This window comes from Simplicispira piscis (genome assembly GCF_054783455.1).
Genome location: NZ_BAAGQN010000032.1, coordinates 14,969 through 30,196 on the forward strand (window position 1 = coordinate 14,969; position 15,228 = coordinate 30,196).

Annotated in this window: 17 protein-coding genes; 8 read left to right on the plus strand and 9 right to left on the minus strand. The window is 64.3% G+C overall.

Features of this window, described 5'->3' with window-relative positions; translation table 11 throughout:
• Window positions 1–10: 10 nt before the first annotated feature.
• The 5 genes from leuS to ACYVOC_RS18190 form a co-directional block, all read right to left on the minus strand.
• Window positions 11–2,692, minus strand: a complete 2,682-nt coding sequence (gene leuS / locus ACYVOC_RS18170; protein WP_116005190.1) for a leucine--tRNA ligase — start codon at window positions 2,690–2,692, stop codon at window positions 11–13.
• A gap of 78 nt (window positions 2,693–2,770) precedes the next feature.
• Window positions 2,771–3,211, minus strand: a complete 441-nt coding sequence (locus ACYVOC_RS18175; RefSeq protein ID WP_116005191.1) for an ExbD/TolR family protein — start codon at window positions 3,209–3,211, stop codon at window positions 2,771–2,773.
• Between the two features lie 25 nt (window positions 3,212–3,236).
• Window positions 3,237–3,902 carry a MotA/TolQ/ExbB proton channel family protein gene (locus ACYVOC_RS18180; protein WP_116005192.1) on the minus strand — a complete coding sequence of 222 codons (666 nt, stop codon included), beginning with the start codon at window positions 3,900–3,902 and terminating at the stop codon, window positions 3,237–3,239.
• A gap of 11 nt (window positions 3,903–3,913) precedes the next feature.
• Entirely contained in the window at window positions 3,914–4,750 is an 837-nt protein-coding gene (dapB, locus tag ACYVOC_RS18185) for a 4-hydroxy-tetrahydrodipicolinate reductase (RefSeq protein WP_116005193.1), read from the minus strand.
• Between the two features lie 47 nt (window positions 4,751–4,797).
• Window positions 4,798–5,346, minus strand: a complete 549-nt coding sequence (locus ACYVOC_RS18190; RefSeq protein ID WP_116005194.1) for an outer membrane protein assembly factor BamE — start codon at window positions 5,344–5,346, stop codon at window positions 4,798–4,800.
• A 106-nt stretch (window positions 5,347–5,452) separates the two neighbouring features.
• Between ACYVOC_RS18190 and fur the strand changes: the two genes are divergently transcribed.
• Window positions 5,453–5,881, plus strand: a complete 429-nt coding sequence (gene fur / locus ACYVOC_RS18195) for a ferric iron uptake transcriptional regulator (RefSeq protein ID WP_116006176.1) — start codon at window positions 5,453–5,455, stop codon at window positions 5,879–5,881.
• A gap of 22 nt (window positions 5,882–5,903) precedes the next feature.
• On the opposite strand, the gene hprK is transcribed toward fur, so the two are convergent.
• The 3 genes from hprK to hpf all read right to left on the minus strand — a co-directional run bounded on the left by hprK (window position 5,904) and on the right by hpf (window position 7,807).
• The gene (gene hprK / locus ACYVOC_RS18200) at window positions 5,904–6,851 is read right to left on the minus strand and encodes an HPr(Ser) kinase/phosphatase (protein WP_116005195.1); all 948 of its coding nucleotides are present in this window, start codon (window positions 6,849–6,851) and stop codon (window positions 5,904–5,906) included.
• Window positions 6,852–6,876: 25 nt separating this feature from the next.
• Window positions 6,877–7,344 carry a PTS sugar transporter subunit IIA gene (locus ACYVOC_RS18205; protein WP_116005196.1) on the minus strand — a complete coding sequence of 156 codons (468 nt, stop codon included), beginning with the start codon at window positions 7,342–7,344 and terminating at the stop codon, window positions 6,877–6,879.
• 130 nt (window positions 7,345–7,474) lie between these two features.
• Window positions 7,475–7,807, minus strand: a complete 333-nt coding sequence (hpf, locus tag ACYVOC_RS18210) for a ribosome hibernation-promoting factor, HPF/YfiA family (RefSeq protein WP_116005197.1) — start codon at window positions 7,805–7,807, stop codon at window positions 7,475–7,477.
• A 339-nt stretch (window positions 7,808–8,146) separates the two neighbouring features.
• Between hpf and ACYVOC_RS18215 the strand changes: the two genes are divergently transcribed.
• The 3 genes from ACYVOC_RS18215 to ACYVOC_RS18225 all read left to right on the plus strand — a co-directional run bounded on the left by ACYVOC_RS18215 (window position 8,147) and on the right by ACYVOC_RS18225 (window position 10,248).
• Complete coding sequence (locus tag ACYVOC_RS18215) at window positions 8,147–9,070, plus strand: phosphoribosylaminoimidazolesuccinocarboxamide synthase (protein WP_116005198.1); 924 nt, start codon at window positions 8,147–8,149, stop codon at window positions 9,068–9,070.
• 119 nt (window positions 9,071–9,189) lie between these two features.
• On the plus strand, window positions 9,190–9,771 hold the full coding sequence (locus ACYVOC_RS18220; RefSeq protein WP_116005199.1) for a DJ-1/PfpI family protein: 582 nt from the start codon (window positions 9,190–9,192) through the stop codon (window positions 9,769–9,771).
• A 99-nt stretch (window positions 9,772–9,870) separates the two neighbouring features.
• On the plus strand, window positions 9,871–10,248 hold the full coding sequence (locus tag ACYVOC_RS18225) for a ribbon-helix-helix domain-containing protein (RefSeq protein ID WP_461162702.1): 378 nt from the start codon (window positions 9,871–9,873) through the stop codon (window positions 10,246–10,248).
• Window positions 10,249–10,263: 15 nt separating this feature from the next.
• Here ACYVOC_RS18225 and trxA read toward each other — a convergent pair whose 3' ends face one another.
• A complete protein-coding gene (trxA, locus tag ACYVOC_RS18230; protein ID WP_461162703.1) occupies window positions 10,264–11,172 on the minus strand; it encodes a thioredoxin in 909 nt (302 codons plus the stop codon).
• Window positions 11,173–11,270: 98 nt separating this feature from the next.
• Between trxA and purE the strand changes: the two genes are divergently transcribed.
• From purE to ACYVOC_RS18250, 4 genes are read left to right on the plus strand one after another with little or no spacing between them, the layout of a single operon-like run.
• Window positions 11,271–11,765 carry a 5-(carboxyamino)imidazole ribonucleotide mutase gene (gene purE / locus ACYVOC_RS18235; RefSeq protein ID WP_116005201.1) on the plus strand — a complete coding sequence of 165 codons (495 nt, stop codon included), beginning with the start codon at window positions 11,271–11,273 and terminating at the stop codon, window positions 11,763–11,765.
• A complete protein-coding gene (locus ACYVOC_RS18240) occupies window positions 11,762–13,021 on the plus strand; it encodes a 5-(carboxyamino)imidazole ribonucleotide synthase (protein WP_116005202.1) in 1,260 nt (419 codons plus the stop codon). The genes purE and ACYVOC_RS18240 overlap by 4 nt, the downstream gene beginning before the upstream one ends.
• An 8-nt stretch (window positions 13,022–13,029) precedes the next feature.
• Entirely contained in the window at window positions 13,030–14,037 is a 1,008-nt protein-coding gene (locus ACYVOC_RS18245; RefSeq protein WP_116005203.1) for an L-threonylcarbamoyladenylate synthase, read from the plus strand.
• Between the two features lie 52 nt (window positions 14,038–14,089).
• Window positions 14,090–15,043, plus strand: a complete 954-nt coding sequence (locus ACYVOC_RS18250; protein WP_116005204.1) for an SGNH/GDSL hydrolase family protein — start codon at window positions 14,090–14,092, stop codon at window positions 15,041–15,043.
• The last annotated feature ends 185 nt before the right edge of the window (window positions 15,044–15,228 follow it).

Sequence of the window (15,228 nt, forward strand, 5' to 3'; positions counted from 1 at the left end):
GCGTTTCACTTCATACCACCACGTTGACCAGGCGCCCGGGCACCACGATCACGCGCTTGGGAGCGGCGCCGCCCGCATGGGCCACAAAGACCTCGCTGGCCACGGCAATGCGCTCGATCTCGGCCTTATCGGCCTGTGCCGGCACCTGGATGGCGCCGCGCAGCTTGCCATTGACCTGCAACACCAGTTCGATTTCGTCCTGCACCAGCGCATCGGGCGCCACCTGTGGCCAGGGTGCGTCGAGCAGATCGCCCAGGTGCTGTGCGTAGCCCAGCTGGCTCCATAAGCCGTGCGCGATGTGCGGCGTGGCCGGGTACAGGCAGCGCAGCAAAATGCCAAAGCCTTCGATCAGTGCCACCTGTGCGCCCGCGCAATCCAGGGCCTTGAAGTCTTCGAGCGCATTGATCATCTTCATCGCGCCCGAGACCACGGTGTTGTACTGCATGCGCTGGTAGTCGTAGTCCACCTGCTTGAGCACGGTGTGGATCTCCAGGCGCAGGGCCTTGGCCTCCTTGCCAAAATTTACATCTTTTAGGCTTGTAGCGCCCGCCACACTTGCGCTGGCAGCTACACCATCCATAGCAGCCAGTTTGAAACCGAAGTTCCAGACTCGGCGCAGGAAACGGTAGCTGCCTTCGACGGCGGCATCGTTCCATTCCAGCGTGGCTTCGGGCGGCGAGGTGAACATGGTGTACAGGCGAGCGGTGTCGGCGCCGTACTTTTCAATCAGGTCCTGCGGGTCCACGCCATTGTTCTTGGACTTGGACATGGTGCCCACGCCCTCGTAGTCGATGGCGGTGCCCACGGGCAAATCACCCACGGCGTTGACCAGCCGGGCACCGACGACCTTGCCCGCCGCGTCGTGGACATGCTCCACGTCGTGCGGCCAGAAATACTCCTTGCCACCCTTGTCGGTGCGGCGACTGTAGATATGGTTGAGCACCATGCCCTGCGTGAGCAGTTTGGTGAAGGGCTCATCGACCTTGACCAACCCCAGGTCGCGCATCACCTTGGTCCAGAAGCGCGCGTACAGCAGGTGCAGGATGGCGTGCTCGATGCCGCCGATGTACTGGTCCATCGGCATCCAGTAATCAGCACCTTCGGCCACCATGGCCTCGGTGTTCTTCGGGTCGCAGTAGCGCATGAAGTACCACGAGCTGTCGACGAAAGTGTCCATGGTGTCGGTCTCGCGCCGCGCGGCCTTGCCGCAGACCGGGCAGACGACACCGGCGTGGAAGCCTTCATGCTTGTGCAGCGGGTTGCCCGAGCCGTCGGGCACGCAGTCGGTGGGCAGCACCACCGGCAGGTCTTTTTCCGGCACCGGCACGGCGCCGTGCTCGTCGCAATGGATGATGGGGATGGGCGTACCCCAGTAGCGCTGGCGCGAGACGCCCCAGTCGCGCAGGCGCCAGGTGGTCTTGAGTTCGCCCAGGCCCTTTTCGCCCAGCGCATGGGCCACGGCCGCCACGGCGTCCTTGTACGACAGGCCACTGAAGCTGCCGGAGTTGACGGTGACGCCGCGCTGCTTATCGGCGTACCAGTCATTCCACTGGTGGTAGTCGAAAGTCTCGCCATCGACCAGCACCACCTGCTTGATGTCGATGCCGTACTTGAGGGCAAAAGCAAAGTCGCGCTCGTCATGCGCAGGCACACCCATCACGGCGCCGTCGCCATAGCCCATGAGCACATAGTTGCCCACCCACACGGCCACCTGCTCGCCGGTCAGTGGGTGGGTGACGAACAGGCCCGTGGGCACGCCCTTCTTCTCTTGGGTGGCGAGCTCGGCCTCGGTGGTGCCGCCGCTCTTGCATTCTTCGATGAAGGCAGCCAGCGCGGGGTTGGTCTTGGCTGCGTGGGTGGCGAGCGGGTGCTCGGGCGCCACGGCGCAGAAAGTGACGCCCATGATGGTGTCGGCGCGCGTGGTGAACACGTACATTTTGCCGCCGCCGATCAGCGCCCCATCCGTGCCGTGGATGGTGTGCGGGAAGGCGAAGCGTACGCCCTCACTCTTGCCGATCCAGTTCTCCTGCATGAGCTTGACGCGCTCGGGCCAGCCGGGCATTTTGTCACCGGCCACATTGGCCAGCAGTTCTTCGGCGTAACCGGTGATCTTCAGGTAGTAGCCGGGAATTTCGCGCTTTTCCACTGGCGCGCCGGTGCGCCAACCCTTGCCGTCAATGACCTGTTCGTTGGCCAGCACCGTCATGTCCACTGGGTCCCAGTTCACGGTCTGGGTCTTGCGGTAGGCAATGCCTTTTTCCAGCATTTTCAAGAAAAGCCACTGGTTCCACTTGTAATAAGTGGGGTCGCAGGTGGCAATCTCGCGGCTCCAGTCGATGGCCAGGCCCATCGCCTGCATCTGCTTCTTCATGTAGGCGATGTTGTCGTAGGTCCACTGCGCCGGTGGCACGCTGTTTTTCATCGCGGCGTTCTCGGCCGGCAGGCCAAACGCATCCCAACCCATGGGCATCAGCACGTTGTAGCCGTTCATGCGCAGGTAGCGCGTGAGCATGTCGTTGATCGTGTAGTTGCGCACATGGCCCATGTGCAGCTTGCCGCTGGGGTAGGGCAGCATGGAGCAGGCGTAGAACTTCTTTTTGCTGCTGTCTTCGGTCACGCGGTAAGCGTCGCCGTCCGTCCAGTGCGCCTGCGCGGCGCGCTCGACCTCAGTGTGTTGGTATTTGTCTTGCATGGATGCCCGGAAATAAGAAGGTGCAGCCGCAAACCGCTGCGTTGCCGGGATTTTAGGCGCTGGCAGCGCCGCGCTTGTTCAGCGTGTCGAAGGCGACGGTGCAGCCGCCGCGGGGTCGGCCACGAAACCAATGCGCTGCAGCCCTGCGGCATGCGCCGCGCCCATGATTTCAACCACCCGCCCATAAGGCACAGCGGCATCGGCGCGCAGCTGCACCTCGGTATCGGGTTGGCTGGCGGCTGTTTCTGCCAGGTGCTGCGCCAATGCCTCTTGTGTCAGTGGCTGGTCGTCCAGGAACACCTGCCCGGCCTTGTCGACCACCAGCGTGACGGCCTGGGGTGCGGCACCCGGTACGGTGCCGTCGGCACGCGGCAGGTCCAGCCGAATGGAGCTGGCCAGCAACGGAGCGGTCAGAATGAAGATCACCACCAGCACCAGCATCACATCGACCAGCGGGGTCATGTTGATGTCGCTCATGGGCTGCGGCGCAGCGTTGCGCTCCAGTCGTCCAAAGGCCATCAGCAGGGCCTCCGGCAGTGCGTGCTCATGCGCCGCCCTGTTGCGCAGGCGCCTGCCAGTCGCGCAAATCCAGCGCAAAGCCTTCCAGGTCGACCTCAATGTGCCCAATCATGCGGCCGAACCAGTTGTAGGCCAGCACGGCGGGGATGGCCACAGCCAGCCCTGCGGCGGTCATGACCAGGGCTTCACCCACCGGGCCGGCCACCCGGTCGATGCTGATCTGCCCCGCCCCGGCAATGGCCGTGAGCGCATGGTAGATACCCCATACCGTGCCCAGCAGTCCGACAAAGGGCGCGGTGGAACCTACAGTGGCCAGCAGCACCTGGCCGAACTGCAGCCGGGCCAATGCGCCATGCAAAGCCCCACGCAGCACGCGCGTCAATTGCTGCGCCTTCGGGCCCAACGCGCCCAGGCTGCGGGCGGGCGCCTCATCGGTGATGGAATGGATCGCTGCAACCATCGGCAGCACCAGCGCTTCGCGGTCCAAAGAAGCCAGGGTTTGCTGCGCCACCTCCAACGAGGGGGCTTGCCAGAAAGCAGCCATGCAGCGCGCCACGTCGCCACGGGCGCGGCGCAGGAACAGCAGCTTCCACACAATCACCACCCAACTGGCCACGGACATGGCCAGCAGCAGCAGCGCCGTGGCCTGTGTCACGGCGTCTCCCTGGCGCCACCAGTGCAAGGAATCCATGGCGGTCGGTATCAGCGCAGTCCCAGCACGTCGAACATGTCAAACATGCCCACGCTGTGCCCGCACAGGAAACGCACGGCGCGCAGGCTGCCCTGTGCATACGTGGCACGGCTGGACGATTTATGGGTGATTTCGATGCGCTCGCCCGTGCCGGCAAACAGTACGGTGTGGTCGCCCACAATGTCGCCGCCCCGGATGGTGGCAAAGCCAATGCTCGACGGATCGCGCTCGCCCGTGACACCCTCGCGGGCATAGACGGCGCAGTCCTTCAAGTCACGCCCGAGCGCATCGGCAATGACCTCGCCCATCTTGAGCGCGGTGCCCGAGGGCGCGTCGACCTTGTGACGGTGGTGCGCCTCGATGATCTCGATGTCATAACCTGTTGCCAGGGCCTTGGCCGCCATTTCCAATAGCTTGAGCGTGACGTTCACACCCACGCTCATGTTCGGCGCCATGACAATGGCTGTGCGCTGCGCATAGGCAGCGATCTCGGTTTTTTGCGCCTCGGTGAACCCGGTAGTACCAATGACAGCCTTCACCCCCAACTCGCTGCACACGGCCAGATGGGCCAGCGTGCCTTCGGGCCGCGTGAAGTCGATCAACACGTCGGCATTGCCCAGCCCCATGCGCAGGTCGGCTGTGATCGGCACGCCACTGGCCACTCCCAAAAAGGCGGTGGCATCCGAGCCAATGGCTGGGCTGGAAGGGACATCGAGCGCCCCTGCCAAAACACAATCATCGCTGTCGCGCAACGCCTCGATCAGCATGCGGCCCATGCGGCCAGACGCCCCTGCCACAGCAACACGGCATACGGCGGTGGGACGGGCGGGTGAAGAAATCCCGGTCATGGTGTTCCTTATTTGCAGAGTGCAGCGCTGCGATGGGCGCCGGGCACTCAACGTGCGGTGGATTCAAGCGGCGGGTAGCGGCGGGCGGGTGCGGGCTCAGCGGGGGCAGGCGCCGCCTTGTCAGCCGCAGGCGCGGGGAATTTGGCCAACTGCGCCTCGGTCGCCTCCAGCACGGGCACGGCATGCTTGCCCTTGCGAGCGTCCAGACCCGCAACAAACTCACTCTCCGTCGGCATTTCGTCGCCCTCATGGCGCTCCAGCGCATCACCCTTGAAGAACACCGTGAGCTTGCGCGTTTGCGCATCCACGCCAGGGCGCTTGAGCGTAAAAACGTACTCCCAGCGGTCGGCATGGAAAAGGCTGGTCACCAGGGGGGTGCCCAGAATGTCGCGCACCTGCTGGCGGCCCATGCCGGGCTGCAAGGCCTGAACCTGCTCGCGCGAGACAAAATTGCCCTGCACGACATCCACACGGTAGGGCGTGACCACGCTGACCAGCCGACTGCTGGCACCGTCAAAGCTGCCGCAGGCAGCCAGACTGGCGCCGATCAACAGGAAAAACCCCAGACGGGCACTGCGATGGGCTAGGGCAGACATGGCAAAAAGCTTGAGGATATGATCGGCCCATTGTAGCGGCAGGCCTCCGGGCCCTGGCGCCCCCATGAGCCCATCGCCCTGGTATGCGGCGCACCACGGATCTGCCATGACGAACATCGACGAACTCAAAAGCACAGGACTCAAGGCCACCCTGCCCCGGTTGAAGATTCTCGAAATCTTCCAGAAGGGTGCGCAGCGCCACATGACGGCTGAAGATGTATTCCGCGTGCTGCTGGAGGAGCGTTCCGACATCGGTCTGGCCACTGTCTACCGGGTGCTCACACAGTTCGAGCAAGCGGGCATCTTGATCCGCAGCAATTTCGAAAGCGGCAAGGCCGTGTATGAATTGGATGAAGGCAAGCACCACGACCACTTCATCTGCACCGCATGCGGCAAGGTTGAAGAGTTCTACGATCCGGAAATCGAGAAGCGCCAGCAGATGGTCGCCAAAGCCAAGGGCTGGGTGGTCAAAGACCACTCCATGGCCTTGTACGGACATTGCGCCGAGTGCGCCAAGACCCGCAGCAACCGCTAAACCGACGGCCGCAAGGGCAAGGTCAGCCCTGCTCCATGGCGCGGCGGTGCCGGTCGACGAATTCCTGGTAGGTATCGATACCGCGCAGCTGGAGAATGGTGTTGCGCACTGCAGCCTCCACCAGCACGGCGATGTTGCGCCCTGCCACCACCTGAATCACCACCTTGAGAATTGGTACCCCCAGTACATCCTGGGTCAGGGGCTCATAGGGCAGGCGTTCGTATTCCCGCTCCAACGTTTCCTTGCGCACCAGGTGCACGATGAGTTTGAGGCGCATCTTGCGACGCACCGCTGTCTCGCCAAAGATGGCGCGAATGTCCAACAGGCCAATGCCGCGCACTTCCAGCAGGTTTTGCAGCAGGTCGGGGCACTTGCCCTCAATGGTGGTCTGGTTGATGCGAAACAGGTCCACCGCATCGTCTGCCACCAGGCCCTGGCCACGCGAGATCAGTTCCAACCCGAGCTCACTCTTGCCCAGGCCGGATTCACCGGTGATCATCACCCCCAGGCCCAGGATGTCCATGAAAACGCCGTGCATGGTGGTGCGGTCGGCGAAATGCTTGGACAAGAAGGCACGCAGCACATCGATCACGAAAGCCGACGATTCGGTCGTGGCAAACATCGGAATCTGTGCCCGCTCGCACATGGAGATGAGCGCATCGGGGGCGGTCTGGCCGTCGGCCAGCACCAGCACCGGGGGTTCAAGCGTCACGATGCGCGCAATACGGCGCTGGCAATCTTCGGGCGTGGCGTTGGAGAGGTAAGTGATCTCCCGCTCCCCCAGAATTTGGGCGCGGTAAGGATGGATGTAGTTGAGGTAGCCCACCAAGTCGGCGCCTGAGCGGGCCGAGCGCACCGCCACTTCGTCGAAGCGCCGCTCTGAGGCGCCCAAACCAGCGATCCATTCCCATTTCAGGTGGCCACGAAATTCCTCGAAGAGGACATCGGCACTGACAACATTGGGTTTCACGGCAGCGCAGCAGCGTCCAGCGTTTTCAGGCCGTCTGGGCGGATTGCCAGCCGGCGATCATGCCGTGCAATTCGGTGGCATCGGTGCAGGCCTTGATCTTCTCGCGCAGCACACCGTCGCTGAGAAGCTCTGCGATTTCCGAGAGAATCTCGAGGTGTTTCTGCGTAGCCGCCTCAGGCACCAGTAGGAAGATGAGCAGGCCCACGGGCTGCTCATCGGGCGCATCAAAACCGATGGGCTGCGCGAGCTGGAAAACCGCCGCCATCGGTGCCTTGAGCCCCTTGATGCGACCATGCGGAATGGCTACGCCATGGCCCAGGCCGGTGGAGCCCAGCCGTTCACGGGCAAACAGGCTGTCGGTGATCAACGCACGCGAGAGGCCATGCAGGCTTTCAAACAGCAGACCGGCTTCTTCAAAAGCGCGTTTTTTGCTGGTGGCGTCAACGCTCACGAGCACTTGGGCTGCGGGCAAAATGGAGGAAAGACGGTTCATGGCAATTTAGGGGGCCGATTATGCACCGCTTGGCTCCTGCCCTTAAAAATGGTGTACGGCGCACAAAAAACCGCCTTTGCAGGCGGTTGACCGGAGCCGGACGCGAGGGCCCGGCGAGACGGCAGATCCGTCATGCAACCATACGACGACGCGCATCGGAGTGGTGATCCTGGAGCCGATCCTTGTGACGCACCACCTGCCGATCCATCTTGTCGACCAGCTCATCCACGGCGGCATACAGGTCGGCATGGGCGGTTTCGGCAAACAGGTCGCTTCCCTTGACGCGAATGTTGCACTCAGCACGCTGGCGTTTTTCCTTCTCCTTCTGCTTTTCCACAGACAGCAGCACCTTCACATCAACCACCTGGTCGAAATGCCGGGTGATCCGGTCCAGCTTGGAGGTGACGTAACTGCGCAAGGCGGGGGTTACTTCGAGGTGGTGACCGCTGATCGTCAGATTCATATACAAGTCTCCTGTGTCACTCGGTGAAAGAACGCCGTCCTGTAGGGCGGCTCGGCCCGTGGCACGCGCCACAACCGTGCTTTCACTATGCCCTTGGCCGGGGGCAAAAGCAATGCGATACCGACCTGCTTTGGCGGGTTATGGTTCGCCAGGTGCCAAGGCCCTAAAAAGCGCGCACAATGGCTCGGTTGACCGCTACGCGGATCGCCAGCAAAGGCCAGCGCCATCCGATGAAGGCGCCCTCATCGCCTAAAATCGGGTTCTGCCGCAACCTGCGGCCCGTCAAAAACCACCCCTCCCCGAACATCCCATTTCGCTGCGCCCGCGCGCGCCCACACCATGACCCAGCCCAGCTCTCCCGCCCTGCATACCTCCGCCCTGGCTTCGCTGCCCCTGCTGGCACGCGGCAAGGTGCGCGACAACTACGCTGTGGGCGATGACCGCATCCTGATGGTGGCCAGCGACCGCCTTTCGGCGTTTGACGTGATCATGGGCGAGCCCATTCCGGGCAAGGGGGAACTGCTGACACAGATGGCGCTGTTCTGGTTCGACAAACTCGGCCACATCTGCCCCAACCACCTCACGGGCGAAGATCCCGAAAGCGTGGTGAGCCCCGAAGAAGCGGCGCAGGTGCGCGGCCGCTCCATGCTCGTGCAGCGCCTGCAACCCATTCCGGTCGAAGCGGTGGTACGCGGTTACCTGGCCGGCAGCGGCTGGAAGGAGTACCAGGAGAGCCAGTCGGTCTGCGGCGTGCCGCTGCCCCCGGGTCTGACCAACGCGGCCCAACTGCCCGAGCCCATCTACACCCCGGCGGCCAAGGCTGCGGCGGGCGAGCATGACGAGAACATCACCTTCGAGCGCACGGTGGAGATGATCGGCCCTGAGCTGGCAACAAAGATCCGCGACCTGAGCATCGCCATCTACAAGGAGGCCGCCGCGATCGCCCTGGCCAAGGGAATGATCATTGCCGACACGAAATTCGAATTTGGCCTGGCGCCCGATGGCACGCTGGTGCTGATGGACGAAGTACTCACCCCCGACAGCTCGCGCTACTGGCCCGTGGAAGGCTACGCCGCCGCACTGGCTGCCGGCGAGAACCCGCCCAGCTACGACAAACAGTTCGTGCGCGACTGGCTGGAGCAGGCCAAGATGGGCAGCAACAAGCCCTGGGACAAAACGGCCCCGGCCCCACGCCTGCCGCAGGACGTGATCGAGAAGACGGCCGCCAAGTACCGCGAAGCGCTGGAGCGGCTGACGGGCTGATCTGCCATCGCAGTGCAGCAGCACTGCGTTCAATCCTGGTTGTAGTAACCGGCTAACACCACGCCCGGCGCATATGCCGGAAAAATGGGTGCTGCCTTTTCACAACCCAGGAGACACGCATGGCCAGGAAAAAAATTTTGATGATCTGTGGCGACTACTGCGAAGACTACGAGACCATGGTGCCCTTCCAGGCGCTACTGGCCGTAGGCCACCAGGTGCACGCCGTGTGCCCCGACAAGAAGGCGGGCGAGCAGATCAAGACCGCGATCCACGACTTTGAGGGCGCCCAGACCTACAGCGAGAAGCCGGGGCACAACTTCACCCTCAACGCGAGCTTTGCCGACGTCAAACCCCAGGACTACGACGCACTGGTGCTGCCCGGCGGGCGCGGGCCCGAATACCTGCGCACCTATCCGGCGGTCGTCGCGGCGGTGCAGCACTTCTTCGAGGCCAACAAGCCCGTGGCTGCCATCTGCCACGCCGCGCAATTGCTGGCGGGCGCGGGCGTTCTCAAGGGGCGCAGCTGCTCGGCCTATCCGGCCTGCCGCGCCGAGGTGGAGCTGGCCGGTGGCCGGTATGCCGACATTGCCGTGGACAAGGCCCACACCGACGGCAACCTGGTCAGCGCCCCGGCCTGGCCCGCACACCCGGACTGGATTGCGCAGTTTCTGGCCGTGCTGGGTACGCGCATCACACACTGAGAGGCCGAGCCCTCCAGCCCTCCCGGGCTTGCCCGCTTGCACGCCCCTGGGCAAGCGCGCAAGATGGCGCTTGCCTTCTGCCCCCTGGAGATACCCGCCATGTGCCGGGTCTTTATCAGCGCCGACCCCACTCTCTACACCTGCCGCGCCCGCTCGGTGCGGCTGCATGGTGTGGCCACCAGCATCCGGCTGGAGAACCTGTTCTGGCAGGTGCTGGAAGAAATTGCCGCGCGCGACGGCATGAGCGTGCCGCAGCTGTGCGCCCGGCTGCACGATGAGTTGCTGGCCGAACGGGGCAGCGTGGACAACTTTGCGTCCTTTTTGCGGGTGTGCTGCGGGCGCTATATGGCGTTGCAATTGTCGGGCGGCATTCCACAGGACATGTCCATCCCGATCCGCAGCCTCAACGCCACGCGCGTGCTGGCGACCGAGGGCCAGCACGCACAGCCCGGCCAGCGCCCCCAGCGGGTCGCCTGACCGGGACGGCGCGACTCAGCTCAGCACCACGCTGGACAAGCGGCGGCGGTAGGTGGCCACCACGGGGTCTTCGGGCGGGATCTGGCCGTCGGCCACCTTGACCTTGGGCGGCTCGATGATTTCGAGGATGGCGACATAGGCCTTGCGTGCCGCCTCGTCGCTCCAGGCCTTGTCGCGCATCAAGATTTCCAACAACTCGTCCATGGCGTCCTGCCAGCGCTGCTGCACCATGAGCCAGCGCGCACGGCCAAAGCGGGCCTCGAAGTCGCGCTTGTTGGCGGTGATTTTTGCATCAAACTGGGCTCCAGCGTCCGCCCCAAAATCGTTAACAGCTACAAAATCAAGAGCATCCATCCAGACCTTGAGGGCGCCCAGCTTGCGCGATCCGGGCGCCTTGGCGATCACCGGGGCGAAGGCCACCTTGGCGTCGTCGTCCCGTCCGAGCTGCAGCAGCAGCTTGACGTAGTCAAAGCGCGCATCGTCGTTGGCCGGGTCGGTGGCGACGGCGTGCTGGAGCTTTTCCAGCGCGGTATCGGTGTCGCCTTCGGCCAGCGCATCGAGCGCCTGCTCTTCCTCTTCTTCGGCCAGGGCTTCTTCGGCGCTGGGCACATGCTTGTCGAGGAATTCGCGCACCTTGCCCTCGGGCAGCGCGCCCGTGAAGCCATCGACGGGCTGGCCGTTCATCAGCAGCACGCAGGTGGGAATGCTGCGGATGCCGAACATGGCGGCGAGCTGCTGCTCCTGGTCAGAGTCGACCTTGGCGAGCTTGAAACGGCCTGCATATTCGGTTTCGAGCTTTTCCAGCACGGGCCCGAGGGACTTGCAGGGACCGCACCAGGGCGCCCAAAAGTCCACCAGCACGGGTACAGTCATGGAGGCGGCAACGACCTCGGCTTCAAAGTTTTCTACGGTGATGTCGATCATGTGGCAATGGCCCCTTTCAAGCAGCGGGCTGCAAAAAGTAAAATCACGGGTTCACACTCGCGGCAGGCGGCCCAGTATGGCGCTTTGCCCCTCACACTATGACACCCATCCAGATCGGTGTGGTCATGGGTTCCAGCAGCGACTGGGACACCATGCAGCACGCAGTGGAGATTCTCCAGCAATTCGGCATCGCGCACGAGGCCCGCGTGGTCTCGGCCCACCGCATGCCCGACGACATGTTCGCCTACGCCGAGGCCGCGTGCGGCCGGGGCCTCAAGGCCATCATTGCCGGTGCGGGCGGCGCCGCCCACCTGCCGGGCATGATCGCCGCCAAAACCACCGTGCCCGTGCTGGGCGTGCCCGTGGCCAGCCGCCATCTGCAAGGGGTGGACTCGCTGCACAGCATTGTGCAGATGCCCAAGGGCATTCCGGTGGCCACCTTCGCCATCGGCACCGCCGGGGCGGCCAACGCGGCCCTGTTTGCCGTGGCATTGCTGGCCAATGAAGACTCCGCACTGCGCCAGCGCCTGGAGGCCTTTCGCACTGCGCAAACCGAAGCGGCACGCGCCATGGCCTTGCCGCCCGCCGCATGACCGCGCACCCCATACACCCGCTTGCGCCCGGCAGCACCCTCGGAGTGCTGGGCGGCGGCCAGCTGGGCCGCATGTTCGTGCATGCCGCGCAGACCATGGGCTACTTCACGGCCGTGCTCGACCAGGACCCCACCAGCCCGGCCGGGCTGGTGAGCCACCACCACATCCAGACCGGCTACGAAGATCCCGATGGCCTGGCCCAGTTGGCCGCACTGTGCGACGCGGTGACCACCGAGTTCGAGAACGTGCCCGCCGTCTCGCTGGCCGCGCTGGCCGGGCAGTGCCCTGTGGCACCCGCCGCGCGTGCCGTGGCCGTGGCGCAGGACCGCGCCCAGGAGAAGGCCCATTTCGTGCGCTGCGGCGTGCCCTGCGCGCCCTATGCGGTGATCGAAACAGCCGAACAGCTGGCCGCCGTGTCGGCGGATACGAGCGCCGCGCCGGGCCGCCCCAAGCAAGCGAGCGCCCCCTCGGGGGGCAGCGAACCACACGCAGTGGGGAGCGTGGGGGCATCACTCATTCCCGGGATTCTGAAAACGGCCCGCATGGGCTACGACGGCAAGGGCCAGGTGCGCGTGCAAACCGCCGCCGAACTGGCCGCCGCATGGGCATCGGTCGGCCAGGTGCCCTGCGTGCTCGAAAAAATGCTGCCGCTGGCGCTGGAATGCTCGGTGATCGTGGCGCGCGGGCAGGATGGCGACATTGTCCATTTGCCCGTACAGCGCAACCTGCACCGGGACGGCATCCTCGCCGTCACCGAGGTTTATGAAGAAAATATGCCTCCAGCGCTTACCAGTCAAGCGGTAGAAGCTGCGAAATCAATAGCAACAGAGCTGCAGTATGTCGGCGTTCTGTGCGTGGAGTTCTTTGTGCTGCAGGACAGCAGCCTGGTCGTCAACGAGATCGCCCCGCGCCCGCACAACAGCGGCCACTACAGCCAGAACGCCTGCGATGTGTCGCAGTTTGAACTGCAAGTGCGCACGCTGGCCGGCCTGCCGCTGGTGCAGCCGCGCCAGCACAGCGCCGCCGTCATGCTGAACCTGCTGGGCGACCTGTGGTTTGCCCACGGCGACACGGCCCAGACACCCCCTTGGGCCGAGGTGCTGGCCCTGCCGGGCACGCACCTGCACCTGTACGGCAAAAGCCTGGCCAAGCACGGCCGCAAGATGGGGCACCTGAACATCACCGCGCCCACGGCCGCTGCGGCGCGCGCCACGGCCTTGCAGGCAGCGGCGCTGCTGGGCATTGCCCCGTTCTGAAGACGCACATGATTCTGGATGGCTACCTGCCCTCTGCCATTGCCAGCGCGGCCCGCACCTTGCGCAGTGGCGGCCTTGTTGGTCTGCCCACCGAAACGGTCTATGGCCTGGCGGCCGACGCATCCAACGACGCTGCTGTGGCGCAAATATTTGCGGCCAAGGGGCGCCCCAACGACCACCCGCTCATCGTCCATGTGGCCCACGCCACCGGCATAACGCATTTCGCACGCGATGTTCCCGCTTTTGCCCAGGCACTGGTGGATGCTTTCTGGCCCGGCCCGCTCACGTTAATTTTGCCGCGCCTGCCCGGCGCAGCCACGGCGGCCACGGGCGGACAGGACAGCGTGGGCCTGCGCTGCCCCGCCCACCCCGTAGCCCACGCGCTGCTGGCAGCGTGTGCTGCGCACGACGAAGCAGGTGCCCCACCCGTGTGGGGCCTGGCCGCACCCAGCGCCAACCGCTTTGGCCGCGTCAGCCCCACCACCGCGCAGCATGTGCAGGACGAACTGGGCGAAGCCCTGCTGGTGCTGGACGGAGGCCCCTGCACCGTGGGCATTGAAAGCACCATCGTCGACTGCACACGGGGCGTCCCCGTGCTGCTGCGCCCTGGTGCCATCACCCGCGAACAAATCGAAGCTGCCTGCGGCCTGCGCCCCCTTTCCCGGGATGAACTGCCGACGCTCACACCGCGTGCCTCGGGCACCCTGGAGGCGCATTACGCGCCCACGGCGACGGTGCGGCTGATGAATGCCAAAGCACTGCAGACGGGCCTGGACTTGTTGGGCGCCGATGCCGCACACCTGGCGGTGTATGCGCGTGCAGCACTGCGCAGCACATCGCGCCAGGTGCTGCTGCGCCGCATGCCCGAAGACCCTGAAGCGACCGCTCAACAACTGTTTGCGGTGCTGCGCAGCTTCGACGATGCGGGCGCCCGCCTCATCTGGATCGAAACCCCGCCCGACACGCCCCCCTGGGAAGGCGTGCGCGACCGACTGCAGCGGGCTGCGGCTGCCTGATGGGCTCGCGGCCAGATCGTTACACTAGCAAACCCTGATTGGAGAACACACCATGGCAGCAAATTGGATGCGCCGCACCGCCCTGGTCGCCGCATGTGCGTCGGCCGTACTTTTGGCGGCCTGCGGCTCCAGTACCACCGAATCGGCGATCACGCCCGATCGGTTCATTGCGTTTGGAGACGCCTACAGCGATGTCGGCCAGAAAGGCAGCCGCTATACGGTGAATAACGGCACCGTGAACAACTGGACGCTGCAAGTGGCATCCCACTACCAGAAGACGCTGGCACCGGTGTCCGCCGGTGGTCTGAGCTATGCGCAAGGCAATGCCCGCATTTCCGCCCAGCCCGATGCCGCAGGGGATGCCAGCACTCCCACGATTACCGCGCAAATCGACAGCTTTTTGGCCAGCAAAACCTTTGCTGCCAACGATATCGTGCTGCTCAATGGCGGCATCAGCGACCTCATCGTTGGCATGGCTGCCGTGCGCGCCGGCACTTTGAGCGCCACCGACTATGTAGCGCAGGCCCGCCAGAACGGCAAGGATCTGGCGGCGCAGATCCTCCGCCTGGTGAAAGCTGGCGCCCCCCATGTGGTGGTGTCCGGCACCTACGACCTCAGCAAAACCCCCTGGGGCCTGACGACCGGCCAAGAATCCCTGCTCAGCGAGGCCAGCAGCCGGTTCAACGAATCTCTGCTCATCGCCATCAACGACCTCGGCGCCCATGTGCTGTATATCGATACGGCGTACTACGTGAACGTGTTCACCTCGACGCCTGCGGCTTTTTCGTTCTCTTATGCGCAGAAGGCTGCCTGCACCTCCGTCGATCCGGGCAACGGCATTGGGATCGGTGTCGGCCAGGTCAATTCGGCCCTGTGCACCGCGTCCACGCTGGTGCCTGGCACCAGTGCAGACTCCTACGTGTTTGCCGACAATGTGTACCTGAGCCCCTCGGCGCACCGCCAGTTGGGCACCTTCGCTTACGACAAGCTGCGCGCCCGCTGGTAATTTACTTTCTAAACCGCTGCTTCGCCTTGCCGTGCTGCAACACTGTCTGCGGCTTCGCGCCTAGGAGGCTGTCGGACTAAGCCCGGCCGGCCGCCACAACAAAAAACCGCCTCCAAGGCCAATGCCAGTCAGTTAAGCCCTGACTGGCATTTTTTTTGTTGGGAACTTGCTGCGAGAGCGCTTGA

Bases quoted from the DNA above. Each gene is read 5' to 3' on its own strand.
- trxA (WP_461162703.1), bottom strand. From the start codon at position 11,172: ATGATCGACATCACCGTAGAAAACTTTGAAGCCGAGGTCGTTGCCGCC.
- ACYVOC_RS18220 (WP_116005199.1), top strand. From the start codon at position 9,190: ATGGCCAGGAAAAAAATTTTGATGATCTGTGGCGACTACTGCGAAGAC.
- ACYVOC_RS18245 (WP_116005203.1), top strand. From the start codon at position 13,030: ATGATTCTGGATGGCTACCTGCCCTCTGCCATTGCCAGCGCGGCCCGC.
- ACYVOC_RS18180 (WP_116005192.1), bottom strand. From the start codon at position 3,902: ATGGATTCCTTGCACTGGTGGCGCCAGGGAGACGCCGTGACACAGGCC.
- purE (WP_116005201.1), top strand. From the start codon at position 11,271: ATGACACCCATCCAGATCGGTGTGGTCATGGGTTCCAGCAGCGACTGG.
- ACYVOC_RS18215 (WP_116005198.1), top strand. From the start codon at position 8,147: ATGACCCAGCCCAGCTCTCCCGCCCTGCATACCTCCGCCCTGGCTTCG.
- ACYVOC_RS18205 (WP_116005196.1), bottom strand. From the start codon at position 7,344: ATGAACCGTCTTTCCTCCATTTTGCCCGCAGCCCAAGTGCTCGTGAGC.
- ACYVOC_RS18225 (WP_461162702.1), top strand. From the start codon at position 9,871: ATGTGCCGGGTCTTTATCAGCGCCGACCCCACTCTCTACACCTGCCGC.
- leuS (WP_116005190.1), bottom strand. From the start codon at position 2,692: ATGCAAGACAAATACCAACACACTGAGGTCGAGCGCGCCGCGCAGGCG.
- fur (WP_116006176.1), top strand. From the start codon at position 5,453: ATGACGAACATCGACGAACTCAAAAGCACAGGACTCAAGGCCACCCTG.
- ACYVOC_RS18240 (WP_116005202.1), top strand. From the start codon at position 11,762: ATGACCGCGCACCCCATACACCCGCTTGCGCCCGGCAGCACCCTCGGA.
- hpf (WP_116005197.1), bottom strand. From the start codon at position 7,807: ATGAATCTGACGATCAGCGGTCACCACCTCGAAGTAACCCCCGCCTTG.
- dapB (WP_116005193.1), bottom strand. From the start codon at position 4,750: ATGACCGGGATTTCTTCACCCGCCCGTCCCACCGCCGTATGCCGTGTT.
- ACYVOC_RS18190 (WP_116005194.1), bottom strand. From the start codon at position 5,346: ATGTCTGCCCTAGCCCATCGCAGTGCCCGTCTGGGGTTTTTCCTGTTG.
- ACYVOC_RS18175 (WP_116005191.1), bottom strand. From the start codon at position 3,211: ATGGCCTTTGGACGACTGGAGCGCAACGCTGCGCCGCAGCCCATGAGC.
- ACYVOC_RS18250 (WP_116005204.1), top strand. From the start codon at position 14,090: ATGGCAGCAAATTGGATGCGCCGCACCGCCCTGGTCGCCGCATGTGCG.